The sequence below is a fragment of the Streptomyces sp. ISL-96 genome (assembly GCF_018614035.1).
GTDB lineage: Bacteria > Actinomycetota > Actinomycetes > Streptomycetales > Streptomycetaceae > Streptomyces.
The window spans coordinates 66,413-80,763 of the sequence record NZ_JAGGPA010000038.1 but is presented as its reverse complement, the minus strand read 5'-3'; the positions used below and the strand labels follow the sequence as shown (position 1 = coordinate 80,763).

Below are 14,351 nucleotides of genomic sequence, written 5' to 3'. Positions count from 1 at the left end.
GATGGATGGCATTGGCTGACGTGGACGCGGCGATCGTCGTCGAAGGAGCGCAGAAGCGGTACGGGGAGAAGCGGGCCCTGGACGGGCTGGACCTGGTGGTGGGGCGCGGCACGGTGCACGGCGTGTTCGGGCCGAACGGTGCGGGCAAGACCACGATCGTCCGGATCATGGCCACGCTGCTGCGGCACGACGCGGGACGGGTCGAGGTGGCCGGGTACGACGTACGGTCGCGGGCCCGCGAGGTGCGGGCGCGGATCGGGCTGCTCGGGCAGCACGCGGCGGTGGACGAGGAGCTGGGCGGGCGGCAGAACCTGGAGATGTTCGGCCGGCTGTACCACCTGGGGGCGCGGCGGGCGGGCGTACGGGCCGACGAGCTGCTTCAGCGGTTCGGGCTCGCGGACGTGGGCCGGAAGCCGGTCGGCAAGTACAGCGGAGGCATGCGGCGGCGGCTGGACCTGGCCGCCTCGCTCATCACCGATCCGCAGGTGCTGTTCCTGGACGAGCCGACGACCGGGCTCGACCCGCGCGGGCGCGCGGAGGTGTGGGGTGCGGTGCGGTCGCTGGTCGGGGGAGGTACGACCGTACTGCTCACGACGCAGTATCTGGAGGAGGCCGACCAGCTGGCCGACCGGATCACGGTGGTCGACCGGGGCAGGGCCGTCGCCGAGGGCACGCCGGACGAGCTGAAGGGCAAGGTCGGCGGAGACAGGATCGACGTGGTGCTGCACGACGCAGGGCAACTGGGCGCGGCGGCCTCGCTGATGGGCCCGGACGCGCAGACGGACGTGGACCGGCGGCGGATCAGCGCGCCGGTGGCGGACCGGATGGCGGCGCTGACCGGGATCGTACGGGCGCTGGAGACGGCGGGGATCGAGGCGGAGGACATCGCGCTGCGCAGGCCGACGCTCGACGAGGCGTTCCTGCACCTCACCAAGGAGGTCGCGGCATGAGCGGCGCGGGCGCGGCTGCGGGGTGGGCGGTCACCGATTCCTGGACGATGACGCGGCGCGAACTCGCCCATTGGGCGCGGCAGCCGGTGCAGGTGGTCGTCGGCCTGGTCTTCCCGGTGATGCTGCTGCTGATGTTCGGCTTCCTGGTCGGTGGCGGCAAGGGGGTGTCGGGTGATTACGTCGACTTCCTGGTGCCCGGCATGCTGGCGCTGACCATGGCCTTCGGGCTGGAGGCGACGATGCTCGCGGTCACCCAGGACCTCAACAAGGGGGTCATCGACCGGTTCCGCTCGATGCCGATGACCTCGGGGGCGGTGCTGGTGGGGCGGGCGGTCGCGGACATGCTCCAGTCGGCGGCCGGGCTGGCGGTCCTGGTCGCCGTGGGCTACGCGATCGGCTGGCGCTGGCACGGCGGGGTGCTCGGATTCCTGGGCGCGATCGGGCTGTTGCTGCTGCTGCGCTTCGCGATGCTGTGGATCGGCATCCAGCTGGCGATGGTCGCGGGCAAGCCGGAGATGGTGCAGGCGGTGCAGATCCTGGTCTGGCCGGTGGGCTTCCTCTCGAACGCCTTCGCGACTCCGGACTCGATGCCGGGCTGGCTCGGAGCCGTCGTCGAATGGAACCCGCTGTCGGCGACGGCCACGGCGGTACGCGACCTCTTCGGCAACCCCGCGGCGGCCGGCAACTCCTGGCCCGCGGAACACGCGGGGCTGTTGGCGGTGGTGTGGCCGGTGGTGCTGGTGGCGGTGTTCTTTCCGCTGGCGGTAAGGCGGTTCGCGAAACTGAGCCATTGAAACTCACGAACTGACGTCTTGAGAAGTGGAACCCGGGCGCGGTCTGCGGTGTACCAGAAGGAGAAGCGGTCCACGGCGACACCGCAGACCGCGAGACCGGGGGAGTGCGATGCGCAAGCCGTTCAGGACAGTCGGGGTGCTGATCGCCGCCGTGCTCATCGCGCTGGCGATGCTGCCGGGATGTTCGAAAACGCCTGATCCGCAACCGAAAGAGGCGTCGCGGGCGCCGATGGTGCCGTCAGGACGGGAACTGCCCGGCTGGGCGCACATGGTGGGCTTGGCAGCCGACGGCAGCGGCTTCGCGCTGCTCGCGCAGTGCGTGGAGGACGTGGAGCGGCCCGAGAACGGGTTCTGCCGCCAGTATGTGGCGGTCCTGGACAAGGGGGCGGCGCAGTGGCGGCTTCGCAAGGCACCACTGACCGAAAAGTCGGGCACGGACGGCATCTCGGCGGACTTGAGGGTGCTCGGCCCCGGCCGCGCATGGATGCAGGACTGGATGGGAGAGGACCGGCACCGCAACTGGTTCACGGCGGACGGCGGGCGGACCTGGCAGGCGCGTGACGTGAAGCGCGCCGGGGAGGCGCGGTCGATCCCGACGGGAGCCGCGCTCTCGACGCTCTGCGGGCCTCCGACGGCCCCCGACGGGCTGGAGTGCCCGAAGGACCGCCTCATGGTGATGTCCCCCGACGACGGAAGGCTTCGGCGACTGAGCACGAGTCCACCGCTGTCCGGGCTTCTGCACCCGGCGACGTACGCCGAGCCGGACGGCTCGTGGTGGGTCTCAGGGGAGGACCCGTCGACGGGGGAGCCGGCGGTCGCCGTGTCCCGTGACGCGGGCCGGACCTGGACAGCGAGCGTGCTGGACGGCCCGGTGAAGAAGCCCGGTTGGGCGGTGCGGGTCTCGGTGGGCGACGGAGTCGTTTACGCGGCGGAGACGGGAGAACTGCCGGCCGGCGAGCCTGTGAAGAATCCGGTACGGGCGATTCACCGCAGCAGGGACGGCGGCCGCACCTGGGAGCGGACCTGGACGACGGGCCCGGACCGCGAGCCGCGCACGCTGATGGGCGTGCTGGTTCCCGGGAAGGGCGACACCCTGCTCCTCCACGCCGAGAGCGGCACCTTCACCAGCCCGGACGGCGGCCGCACCTTCACCCAGACGGGCCGCGGCCCCGGCCTGGGTCACGCGTCGACGGTCCCACTGGGCCGCTTGGTGACGGCCGGAGCCTGCGAGTACCGGATAACGGCAGACGGCGAGCGCTGGACGCAGTTCACGATAGGCACCTGCGAGACCTGACCACACACCAGAAACAAGGCTTGCACCTCACGTGGCGTGAGGGCTCAGGCTGAGTGCGTACCAAGAAAAGGAAGCAGAAGGAGCGGAAGCGATGAGCTATTCCGTGGGACAGGTCGCCGGATTCGCCGGAGTGACGGTGCGCACCCTGCACCACTACGACGAGATCGGACTGCTCTCCCCGGGCGGCCGCAGCCACGCGGGCCACCGGCGTTATGACGACGCCGACCTTGACCGGCTGCAGCAGATCCTGTTCTACCGGGAGCTCGGCTTCCCGCTCGAAGAGGTGGCGGCGCTCCTCGACGACCCGGCCGTGGACCCGCAGGAGCACCTGCGGCGCCAGCACGAACTGCTGTCCGGCCGGATCGCGAAACTTCAGGCGATGGCCGCCGCCGTCGAAACCGCCATGGAGGCACGGAAGATGGGCATCAATCTCACCCCGGAAGAGAAGTTCGAGGTCTTCGGCGACCACGACCCCGAGCAGTACGCCGAGGAGGCCGAGCAGCGCTGGGGCGCCAGTGAGGCGTACAAGGAGTCGCAGCGCAGGACCGCGTCGTACACCAAGGAGGACTGGCTGCGGATCAAGGCGGAGGGTGACGAGAACACCGCCCGCCTGGTCGCCGCCATCGAGGCCGGCGCCGCGCCCGACTCCGTCCGGGCCATGGACCTGGCCGAGGAGCACCGCGCTCTGATCAGCCGCAATCACTACGACTGCGGCTACGACATGCACGTCTGCCTCGCTGAGATGTACGTCACCGACGAGCGCTTCACGACGTCCATCGACGCGGCGAAGCCCGGCCTGGCCGCCTACCTGCGCGAGGCGATCCTGGCCAACGCCGCCCGCCACGCGTAGCCGCGCGGCAGTAGCGAACAGCCCGCCCGGCCCCGGCGGCGCCCCGGAGCCGGACGGGACCTTCGTTCACTCCTTGGAGAGGACGACCGCCGTGCCGTAAGCGCACACCTCAGTGCCCACATCGGCCGCTTCGGTCACATCGAAACGCATCATCAGCACGCCGTTGGCACCACGCGCTTTGGCCTGTTCGACGAGCCGTTCCATCGCCTGATTGCGCGTCTCCACCAGCGTTTTGGTGAGGCCTTTGAGTTCCCCGCCGATCATCGACTTCAGCCCGGCGCCGATCTGGCTGCCCAAGTGCCGTGAGCGGACTGTGAGACCGAACACCTCTCCGATGACGCGATCGACCCGGTATCCGGGCGCGTCGTTCGTAGTGACCACCAGTACGTCGGACTGGGTGCCCTGTCCACCGCCGTAATCCTCGATGCTCATCCGCATCCACCTCCTGCCGCAAAGCTTTGCCCCAGTGCGTCCCCGGCGCATCCCCTTGGGGCCTACTGGAACCAGTGGGCCCCCGTCGGCGTTGATAGCTTTGGGCAGCAAACCCGCAGACGATCCCACCCTGGAGCCCGGTACCCGTGAATACGCTTGCGCTCGGACCGAGCTGGCTGGAGCCGAATTATCTGCTGGAGCAGTTCGGCCTGATCGGCCTGTTGGTCATCGTCTTCGCCGAGTCCGGCCTGCTCATCGGCTTCTTCCTGCCGGGCGACTCGCTGCTGTTCACCACCGGCCTGCTGGTGACCACGGGCGCCCTCGACACCCCGCTGTGGCTGGTCTGCACGTTGGTCGTCCTCGCGGCGATCATCGGCGACCAGGTCGGCTATCTCTTCGGCCGCAAGGTCGGACCCGCCCTCTTCACGCGCCCGGACTCCCGGCTCTTCAAGCAGGAGAACGTCGAGAAGGCTCACGACTTCTTTGAGAAGTACGGCCCGAAGTCGCTGGTCCTGGCCCGCTTCGTGCCGATCGTGCGCACCTTCACGCCGATCATCGCCGGCGTCAGCAGGATGAACTACCGCTCGTTCATCACGTTCAACATCATCGGCGGTGTGCTCTGGGGCGCGGGCGTCACGCTGCTCGGCGCCTCGCTCGGCAAGGTCGATTTCGTACACAAGAACATCGAAGCGATCCTGATTCTGATCGTGCTGGTCTCGGTGCTCCCGATCGTCATCGAGTACCTGCGCGCCCGCGGCAAGAACAAGAAGGCAGCGGCCGCCGAGGGCGGCGGCGAGGCCGACGGCATGCCCCCGGCCTCGCGCGGCCGCCACGCCAAGCGCTGACGCCGAGCAGACGAGTTAGAAGCCGCGCGTCCGCTTGGCCGCGCGGCGGCTCGCCCCACGGCCCGCCCCCGGCATCTTCAGGAACAGCCGCGAGATCTCGCCCCCCAGATTCACCCCGATGGCGATGGCCAGCGACAGGGCCGCCGCGCTCGACAGGGACGCGAGCCCCTTGTTCAGGTCGTTCTGCGCGATGCCCAGCAGTCCGAAGTACGTCGCCGAGCCCGGCAGCAGCGGACCGATCGCGGCCGTGACGTACGGCAGCGCCGAGGCGTACTGGTAGCGCGAGAACAGCTGCCCGAAGAGACCCACAAGGCCGGCCGCGACCGCTGTCGAAGCCACCTGAGAGATCTCTCCGACGTCATGCATCGCGCCGTAGATCAGCCAGGCGACCCCGCCGTTCAGGGTCACGATCAGCACGGTGTTGCGTTGCTGCTGGAGCAGGATCGCGAAGGCGAAACAGAGCAGCATCGACGCCAGGATCTGCGTCACCGGCCGTTCGACGGTCTCCAGCGACGTCGCCGCGTGCAGCTCGGCGTCCAGCTGCACCCCGAGATAGAGCACGGTCAGCACGCCGATGACGATCGCGATGAAGAAGTACATGACTTCGAGCAGGCGCGCCGACGCGGTGATGTAGTAGCCGGTCAGACCGTCCTGTACGCCCGCGACCAGCGCCCGCCCCGGCAGCAGCGCGAACAGCCCACCGGTGATCACGGCGGAGGGCCGGACGTCCCACATCGCCGAAGTCGGTGCCAGCGTGAGCGCCACCCCTATCGCGGCGGGCGGCATCGCCGCCACCACGAACTGGTAGAACTCCGGCAGCCCGCGCCCCGCGCACAGCCACGCCAGCCGGTCGCCGAGCATCGCTCCGATCGCGGCCGCCAGGAACACCACGGGCCCACCGCCGACGAGCACGGAAGCCGCACCGGCCAGCAGCCCGCTGGCCGACGTCAGCGCCCAGCCGGGGTACGGGTGACGGTTGCGGCGCATCTCCGCGAGCGTGCGGTACGCCTCCTCCAGCGTGACGTCGGTGTCCGGCGACGTGATGTCGTCGATGAGGTGGTAGACCGCCGCCAGCCGCGTGTAGTCGGTGCCGCGGCGGCGTACGGTCCTGCTCGCCGTCACCGGGTCCTCGACCAGCGAGGGCTGGTACGAGATCGACAGCAGGGTGAAGGTGACGTTCGGCTCGCAGCGGTCGAGCCCGTACGCCCGGCTCACGCCGAACATCGCCGCCTCGACGTCCTCGGCGCCCTCACCGCCCGCGAGCAGCAGCTCGCCGATACGCAGCGTCAGGTCGAGCACGCGCGGTACGGCGGGCCCGGCCTCGTCGTGGCGCTGCACCGGCTCCGGCACCGGCCGGTCGCCCACCGGCATGCGCAGCAGCGTACGCATCCGGTCCTGCCAGGGCGCCTCCTTGGTCAGCCGGACCATGGGCACCCCGTAGGCAGGGGTGAACGCGGGCGGCGCGCTCCGGGCGCTGTAGGTGCTCGGGGTGTCGAAGGCCGAGGTCTCCGGCGGAATGGGGTGCTCCCCGGTGGTCGTGCCCCGCGGAAGCGCGAACTCTGAGGTCGGACTGTCCTCGTCGGCCGGCTCCGGCTGCTCCACCCCGGCCGGCGGAGTGAAGGCGCTGCGCGCCTCGTCCGACTGCGGCTTGCGGTCCTCGGGGCCCTCACTCTCGGCTCCGCTGCCGCCGCGCTTCGGCTCCGCCACTACTTGCCTCGCTTCGATTCCTTGATTCAGTACGTCCGTACGCCAAGCCATGGCCAAGGCCAGACACACCCAGTATGCGGACGGACACCTTCCCCTCGCGCGCCGCTCAACACACGGCGGGCGGTGCACCCCCAATGGGGGTGCACCGCCCGCCGTGATGTCAGCTGAGCCAAGGGGCTCGTCAGTGGCTGCCGCCCTGCGCCTGGAGGCGCTTGTACGAGGCCTCGACCTCGGCCTCGGCCTCGGTGCGGCCGACCCAGTCGGCGCCCTCTACGGACTTGCCGGGCTCCAGGTCCTTGTAGACCTCGAAGAAGTGCTGGATCTCCAGGCGGTCGAACTCCGACACGTGGTGGATGTCGCGCAGGTGCTCAACCCGCGGGTCCGACGCCGGGACGCACAGCAGCTTGTCGTCGCCGCCGGCCTCGTCGGTCATCCGGAACATGCCGATCGCGCGGCACTTGATGACACAGCCGGGGAAGGTGGGCTCGTCGAGCAGTACGAGCGCGTCCAGCGGGTCGCCGTCCTCGCCGAGGGTGTTCTCGACGAAGCCGTAGTCCGCCGGGTAGCTCGTGGAAGTGAAGAGTCGACGGTCCAGGCGGATCCGGCCGGTCTCGTGGTCCACCTCGTACTTGTTCCGCGAACCCTTCGGAATCTCGATGGTGACGTCGAACTCCACGGGTGGTTCCTCCATGATCAGCACAAACTCCGGATGGCGCTGCGTCCCTCCGGGGGCTGACCCCGGACCGCCGGCCGGTTCGGTAGGCCGGACGAGCCGGGGCGTCATGCTCCCGGCAACACGCAGTGATTAAGTGTCCCTCACGCAGGTGTGTGATCGCGAAAGGGGCTGGTCCGAGGTGCCGGAGCGCAAAACGTGGCAGCTCGTGACGATCACAGCTGTGGCCGGTCTCGCCCTCTCTGCCGGGGCGGTGGCCGCGGCAGGCCCCTGGGACTCCGGTCAGCGTAAGGCCGAGCGGGCGTGGGCCGCCTCTCAAGACCGTAGTGGCGCACATCACGGGGACCCGTCGCGCGACGTACCGGCGCCCGCCCCCAGTGCGGCAGGTGTGCTCACCGTGCTCGGCGCCCCCGTACCGCCGCCCCCCGAGAGCGGCCTCGCGGACGCCCTGGATCCGCTGCTGCGCGACCCCGCGCTCGGCACACTGCATACCGCGTCGGTGATCGACACCGCGACCGGCACGCAGGTGTACGGGAAGGGTGACGCGCAGGCGATGATTCCGGCGTCCACCATCAAGATCGCGACATCGGTCGCCGCGCTCCATGCCCTCGGCCCCGACCACCGCATCGCCACCACCGTCACCGCGTCCCCCGACGGCAGGAAGACCGTGCTCGTCGGCGGCGGCGATCCGACGCTGGACCGGGACGCACTGGCCTCCCTGGCCGACGACACCGCGCGGGCGCTGCGCGACCGGGGCGTCGGCGAGACGCAGCTCGCGTACGACGTCTCGCTCTACTCGGGACCAGAGCTCCACCCGATCAGCCCCAACGCGAACATCAGCCCCGTCACCCCCCTGATGATCGAGGAGGGCCGGCTCGACAACTCCCGCAGCGGCCCCGCCCTGCGCAGCGCCGACCCCGCGCGCGACGCCGCCCGTGCCTTCGCCCAGCTGCTGCGCGAGCGCGGCATCAAGGAGAAGGGCGACCCCGTGGCCGGCAAGGGCCCGGACGACGCGGAGCCGGTGGCCAGGGCCCTCTCCGCGCCCCTGTCCGCCCTCGTCGAGCGCACCCTCACCCACAGCGACAACGACCTCGCGGAGGCCCTGGCCCGCCAGACGGCGCTCGCCTCGGACGAACCGGCCAGTTTCGAAGGCGCGGGCAAGGCCGTCGGGTCCCGGCTGAAGAAGCTCCAACTGCCGCTCTCCGGCGCCCGTTTCTCCGACGGCAGCGGCCTGGACCGCGACAACCGCATGTCCGCCGCCCTGCTGGCCGGCCTCCTCGCCCGCGCCGCCGACCCCGCCCGCCCCGAACTGCGCCCAGTCCTCACCGGCCTGCCAGTGGCCGGATTCAGCGGCACCCTGAAGAGCCGGTACACCGACGACTCACCGGGTACGGGCATGGTCCGCGCCAAGACCGGCACCCTGACCGGCGTGAACACACTGGCCGGAACCGTCGTCGACGCGGACGGCCGGCTCCTGTCCTTCGCCTTCCTCACCTCCGGCACCACAGGCCCCGACGCGGCCCAGTCGGCCCTGGACCGGCTGGCCTCCACGATCGCCAACTGCGGCTGCGAGCCGTCCGCGGGGCGGCCCGGACACACGTGAACCCCGAGGAACCTCAGGGGTACAGGTGGAGCACAACACCTCTCCGCGGGCCGGGTCGACAACGTACGGTTGACGCATGACGAGCATCGGTGGTGCGGAGATGGTCGACTGGAACCTCGCGGTGGCGACCGCGACCCGACTGGTGAGGCCAGGCCCCGACGTGACCCGGGACGAGGCGCGAGCCGTCGTCGCCGAGCTCCGTCGGCACGCCAAGGCCTCCGAGGAACACGTCCGCGGCTTCACGCGGATGATGCCCGAAGGACACACGCCCCAGGACACCCCGGTCCTCGTCGTCGACCGGGCCGGCTGGATCAGGGCGAACGTCGCCGGATTCAGGGAGGTCCTGCGGCCGCTCCTGGACAAGATGCAGGAACGCAGGGGCAGCGGGCCCGGCGGCGCCGTGCTCGGCGCGGTCGGCGGCAAGGTGACCGGCGTGGAGGTCGGCATGCTGCTGTCCTTCCTCGCCTCCCGCGTCCTCGGGCAGTACGAGACGTTCGCCCCGCCCTCCCGCGAGCTCCTGTCCGGCACCGGCGGCGGCCGCCTGCTGCTCGTCGCTCCGAACGTCGTGCACGTCGAGCGGGAGCTCGAAGTCCACCCGCACGACTTCCGGCTCTGGGTCTGCCTGCACGAGGAGACCCACCGCACCCAGTTCACGGCCGTGCCCTGGCTGCGCGACCACCTGGAGGGCGAAATCCAGTCGTTCCTCGCCGAGACCGACGTCGACCCGATGACGGTCCTGGAGCGCCTGCGCGAAGCGGCCCAGTCACTGGCCGGCGGCCGCCCCGAGGGCGAGGCGGGCGAGGACGGCGGCCGCAGCCTCGTCGAGATCGTCCAGACCCCCGCCCAGCGCGAAATCCTCGGCCGCCTGACCGCCGTCATGTCACTGCTCGAAGGCCACGCCGACTTCGTGATGGACGGCGTGGGGCCCGACGTGGTGCCGTCCGTCGCCGAGATCCGCGAGAAGTTCCAGCAGCGCCGGGCCCGCGGCGCCAGCCGCCTGGACCTGGCCCTGCGCAAGCTGCTCGGCCTGGACGCCAAGCTCCGGCAGTACCGTGACGGTGAGCGTTTTGTACGGGCTGTGGTGGAGGAGGTTGGAATGGGCGGCTTCAACCGGGTCTGGACCTCCCCGAACACGCTCCCCACGAAGGCGGAGATCGCCAAACCGGCGGACTGGGTCGCGCGGGTGCACCGTAAGCCAGAGGCATAATCCGGCTGCGGCCGACGGCAGGAGAACGCCCCCCTAATCACCCATCCGAGGGACCGTGAGCGCTGGGTAGGCGTGCGATGCTCGGGGAATGGCCCGGCTCTGTCACCATCGACGCACTCTGAGTGACTGGCTTCTCCTCCCGAAGCACCCACAACTTCACCGAAGGGCACCGGACATGGGTCCCCATCCTGCGGTCGCAGCGATACGCCTGGCGGTCCGCCGCGTACTCCACGACGTACTCAACGACATCACGCTCCCCGACAACCTCACGCCCCTGCACGAGCCGCCGCCCCCGCCGCTCGTGCTGGTGGCGTGCTCCGGCGGCGCCGACTCCATGGCGCTCGCCTCCGCCCTCGCCTTCGAGGCGCCCAAGCTCGGCATCCGGGCCGGTGGCGTCACGGTCGACCACGGCCTCCAGGAAGGCTCCGATACGCGGGCCACCGAGGTCGTCAACCGCCTCGCCGCGCTGCGCCTGGACCCCGTCGAGGCCGTAGCGGTGACCGTCGGCCGCGGCGGCGGCCCCGAAGCGGCCGCCCGCGACGCCCGCTACGCCGCGCTGGACGCCGCCGCCGAGCGCCACGGCGCCGCCGCCGTCCTGCTCGGCCACACCCGCGACGACCAGGCGGAGACGGTCCTCCTCGGCCTCGCCCGCGGCTCCGGCATCCGCTCGCTGTCCGGCATGGCGGCCGTGACCGGCGCGGGGCGCTACCGCAGGCCCTTCCTCCAGCTCGACCGGCAGACCGCGCGCAAGGCCTGCATGGTGCAGTCGCTGCCCGTCTGGGACGACCCGCACAACACCGACCCCGCCTACACCCGCTCCCGGCTGCGCCACGACGGCCTGCCGGCGCTGGAGAAGGCGCTCGGCAAAGGAGTCGTCGAGGCCCTCGCCAGGACCGCGCAGCTCTCCCGCGACGATGCCGACGCCCTGGACGACTGGGCCGCCGAGGCGGACGCGTCCGTACGGGACGAATCGGGCCAGCTGGAGTGCGTCAAGCTCTACGCCCTGCCCCCCGCCGTACGGCGCCGGGTCCTGCGCCGGGCGGCCATCTCCGCCGGCTCACCGGCCGGATCCCTCTTCGCGCGGCACGTCGAAGAGGTCGACCGGCTGATCACCGGCTGGCGCGGGCAGGGGGTCATCAACCTCCCCGGCCGGGTGGAGGCGCAGCGGCAGGGTGGCAGACTGGTCATCCGGCAGGGCTGATGCGCTGAAGCACTACGAAAGTGACCCCGGTGGACGAGAAGGACATGGGCACCGACCTCAAGTCGGTGCTCATCACCAAGGAAGAAATCGACGCGAAGCTGGCCGAGCTGGCCGCGAAGATCGATGCGGAGTACGCGGGCAAGGACCTGCTCATCGTGGGTGTCCTCAAGGGCGCCGTCATGGTGATGGCCGACCTGGCACGGGCGCTGTCCACCCCCGTCACGATGGACTGGATGGCGGTCTCGTCGTACGGCGCGGGCACCCAGTCCTCCGGCGTGGTCCGCATCCTCAAGGACCTCGACACCGACATCAAGGGCAAGCACGTCCTGATCGTCGAGGACATCATCGACTCGGGTCTGACGCTCTCCTGGCTGCTGTCGAACCTCGGATCGCGTGAGCCCGCGTCCCTGAACGTCTGCACGCTGCTGCGCAAGCCCGAGGCGGCGAAGGTCACGCTCGACGTGAAGTGGGTCGGCTTCGACATCCCCAACGAGTTTGTCGTGGGCTACGGCCTGGATTACGCCGAGAAGTACCGGAACCTGCCTTTCGTCGGTACTCTCGCCCCCCACGTCTACGGCGGCTGAGCGGGAACCTCCGCCCGTGCCCCGGCGTTGGAGCATGGGAAGGCAGGTTCGTCAGCCGTCCCCGGCAGCCGCGGGTGACAATGCTGGGGTACCGTCCGAAGAACAGTCTTTTTAAACAGCAGCATTTACCTACGGGCAGGAGGGACGGGGCGACTACCGCCCCGTATGGATGGACGTGAAGCGATACTTCCGTGGGCCGGTCATGTGGATCGTGCTGGCCGTCCTCGCCGTGGTCGTGTTGATGCAGGTTGTCGGCTCGTCCGGCGGCTACAAGACGGTGGACACTGCCGAGGTCGTCCAGGCGATCGACAAGAACCAGGTCAAGCAGGCCAAGCTGACGACCGGTGACGAAAACGTCATCAAGGTCGAGCTGAAGGACGGCCAGAAGGTCAAGGACAGCAGCAAGATCCAGGCGAGCTACATCGGCGACCAGGGCGTCGCGCTCGCCAACAAGCTGCAGTCGAAGTTCGACAGCGGGGACATCGACAAGGGCTACACGGTCTCCCCCTCCAAGCAGAATCCGTTCGTCGGGATCCTGCTCTCCCTGCTCCCCTTTGTCCTCATCGTTGTCGTCTTCCTGTTCCTGATGAATCAGATGCAGGGCGGCGGCTCCCGGGTCATGCAGTTCGGGAAGTCCAAGGCGAAACTCATCACCAAGGACACCCCGAAGACGACGTTCGCCGATGTGGCGGGCGCCGACGAGGCGGTCGAGGAACTCCACGAGATCAAGGAGTTCCTGCAGGAGCCGGCGAAGTTCCAGGCCGTCGGCGCCAAGATCCCCAAGGGTGTGCTGCTGTACGGCCCGCCCGGTACGGGCAAGACGCTGCTCGCGCGCGCTGTCGCGGGCGAGGCCGGCGTCCCGTTCTACTCGATCTCCGGTTCCGACTTCGTCGAGATGTTCGTCGGTGTCGGTGCCTCCCGTGTGCGTGACCTCTTCGAGCAGGCCAAGGCGAACGCCCCGGCGATCGTCTTCGTCGACGAGATCGACGCCGTCGGCCGCCACCGCGGCGCCGGCATGGGCGGCGGTCACGACGAGCGCGAGCAGACGCTGAACCAGCTGCTCGTCGAGATGGACGGCTTCGACGTGAAGGGCGGCGTGATCCTGATCGCCGCCACGAACCGGCCGGACATCCTCGACCCGGCGCTGCTGCGCCCGGGCCGCTTCGACCGGCAGATCGCGGTCGACCGTCCGGACCTCTTGGGCCGTCTCGAAATCCTCAAGGTGCACGCCAAGGGCAAGCCCGTCACGCCGGACGTCGACCTTCGGGCCGTCGCCCGCCGTACGCCCGGCTTCACCGGCGCCGACCTGGCGAACGTGCTGAACGAAGCCGCGTTGCTGACCGCCCGTAGTGACAAGAAGCTGGTCGACAACCACTCCTTGGACGAGGCGATCGACCGCGTCGTGGCCGGACCGCAGAAGCGGACCCGGATCATGAGCGAGAAGGAAAAGAAGATCACCGCGTACCACGAGGGCGGACACGCCCTGGTCGCGGCGGCTTCCCCGAACAGCGACCCGGTGCACAAGGTCACCATCCTGTCCCGCGGGCGTGCCCTCGGTTACACGATGGTGCTCCCGGACGAGGACAAGTACTCGACCACGCGCAACGAGATGCTGGACCAGCTCGCCTACATGATGGGCGGCCGTGCGGCCGAGGAACTGGTGTTCCACGACCCGACCACGGGCGCTTCGAACGACATCGAGAAGGCCACCGCCACGGCCCGCGCGATGGTCACGCAGTACGGCATGACCGAGCGCCTCGGCGCGATCAAGTTCGGCCAGGACGGCTCCGAGCCGTTCCTCGGCCGTGACATGGGTCACCAGCGTGACTACTCGGAAGAGGTCGCCGCGCTGGTCGACGAAGAGGTCAAGAAGCTCATCGAGACCGCGCACAACGAGGCGTGGGAGATCCTCGTCGAGAACCGCGACGTTCTCGACAACCTGGTTCTGGCCCTCCTGGAGAAGGAGACGCTGAACAAGGAGGAGATCGCTGAGATCTTCAGCCCGATCGTGAAGCGCCCGGCCCGCCCCGCGTGGACCGGTTCTTCCCGCCGTATGCCGTCCACGCGGCCGCCGGTGCTTTCCCCGAAGGAGCTCTCCCTCACCAATGGCGCCACTGCCAACGGTGCGACTCCCGCGGTGACAGCCGGCTCCGTGGAAACCCCGGCCACCGAGGCGATCCCCGAGGAGCGCCCCGAAAGCTGATCATTCCG

General features: G+C 69.9%; 13 protein-coding genes. 10 read left to right on the top strand and 3 right to left on the bottom strand.

All coding sequences use genetic code 11. The features are described 5' to 3' along the window. Window positions 1-5: 5 nt before the first annotated feature. The 4 genes from J7E96_RS23770 (at window position 6) to J7E96_RS23755 (ending at window position 3,888) form a co-directional block, all read left to right on the top strand. Complete coding sequence (locus J7E96_RS23770) at window positions 6-950, top strand: ATP-binding cassette domain-containing protein (protein ID WP_251070320.1); 945 nt, start codon at window positions 6-8, stop codon at window positions 948-950. Continuing rightward, complete coding sequence (locus J7E96_RS23765; RefSeq protein WP_215133696.1) at window positions 947-1,744, top strand: ABC transporter permease; 798 nt, start codon at window positions 947-949, stop codon at window positions 1,742-1,744. Before J7E96_RS23770 ends, J7E96_RS23765 begins: the two co-directional genes overlap by 4 nt. A 109-nt stretch (window positions 1,745-1,853) precedes the next feature. Then, a complete protein-coding gene (locus tag J7E96_RS23760; protein WP_251070319.1) occupies window positions 1,854-3,038 on the top strand; it encodes an exo-alpha-sialidase in 1,185 nt (394 codons plus the stop codon). 91 nt (window positions 3,039-3,129) lie between these two features. Further along, window positions 3,130-3,888 (top strand): MerR family transcriptional regulator, encoded by a 759-nt coding sequence (locus tag J7E96_RS23755; protein ID WP_215133695.1) that lies wholly within the window; start codon window positions 3,130-3,132, stop codon window positions 3,886-3,888. 66 nt (window positions 3,889-3,954) lie between these two features. Here J7E96_RS23755 and J7E96_RS23750 read toward each other — a convergent pair whose 3' ends face one another. Then, a complete protein-coding gene (locus J7E96_RS23750; RefSeq protein ID WP_215133694.1) occupies window positions 3,955-4,320 on the bottom strand; it encodes a YbjQ family protein in 366 nt (121 codons plus the stop codon). Between the two features lie 146 nt (window positions 4,321-4,466). Between J7E96_RS23750 and J7E96_RS23745 the strand changes: the two genes are divergently transcribed. Continuing rightward, a complete protein-coding gene (locus J7E96_RS23745) occupies window positions 4,467-5,165 on the top strand; it encodes a DedA family protein (RefSeq protein ID WP_215133693.1) in 699 nt (232 codons plus the stop codon). 15 nt (window positions 5,166-5,180) lie between these two features. On the opposite strand, the gene J7E96_RS23740 is transcribed toward J7E96_RS23745, so the two are convergent. Next, on the bottom strand, window positions 5,181-6,923 hold the full coding sequence (locus tag J7E96_RS23740) for a threonine/serine exporter family protein (protein WP_215133692.1): 1,743 nt from the start codon (window positions 6,921-6,923) through the stop codon (window positions 5,181-5,183). A gap of 130 nt (window positions 6,924-7,053) precedes the next feature. Continuing rightward, window positions 7,054-7,548 carry an inorganic diphosphatase gene (locus tag J7E96_RS23735; protein WP_069930540.1) on the bottom strand — a complete coding sequence of 165 codons (495 nt, stop codon included), beginning with the start codon at window positions 7,546-7,548 and terminating at the stop codon, window positions 7,054-7,056. A 205-nt stretch (window positions 7,549-7,753) separates the two neighbouring features. On the opposite strand from J7E96_RS23735, the gene dacB reads away from it, so the two are divergent. The 5 genes from dacB (at window position 7,754) to ftsH (ending at window position 14,343) form a co-directional block, all read left to right on the top strand. Further along, window positions 7,754-9,148, top strand: coding sequence for a D-alanyl-D-alanine carboxypeptidase/D-alanyl-D-alanine-endopeptidase (gene dacB / locus J7E96_RS23730; protein ID WP_374196714.1), 1,395 nt, complete (start codon window positions 7,754-7,756; stop codon window positions 9,146-9,148). Between the two features lie 76 nt (window positions 9,149-9,224). Further along, entirely contained in the window at window positions 9,225-10,355 is a 1,131-nt protein-coding gene (locus tag J7E96_RS23725; RefSeq protein ID WP_215133690.1) for a zinc-dependent metalloprotease, read from the top strand. Between the two features lie 175 nt (window positions 10,356-10,530). Further along, window positions 10,531-11,556: a tRNA lysidine(34) synthetase TilS gene (tilS, locus tag J7E96_RS23720; protein WP_215133689.1), complete on the top strand. Its 1,026-nt coding sequence runs from the start codon at window positions 10,531-10,533 to the stop codon at window positions 11,554-11,556. A 44-nt stretch (window positions 11,557-11,600) separates the two neighbouring features. Then, a complete protein-coding gene (gene hpt / locus J7E96_RS23715) occupies window positions 11,601-12,140 on the top strand; it encodes a hypoxanthine phosphoribosyltransferase (RefSeq protein WP_215133727.1) in 540 nt (179 codons plus the stop codon). A gap of 169 nt (window positions 12,141-12,309) precedes the next feature. Then, a complete protein-coding gene (gene ftsH / locus J7E96_RS23710; RefSeq protein ID WP_215133688.1) occupies window positions 12,310-14,343 on the top strand; it encodes an ATP-dependent zinc metalloprotease FtsH in 2,034 nt (677 codons plus the stop codon). Window positions 14,344-14,351: the final 8 nt, after the last annotated feature.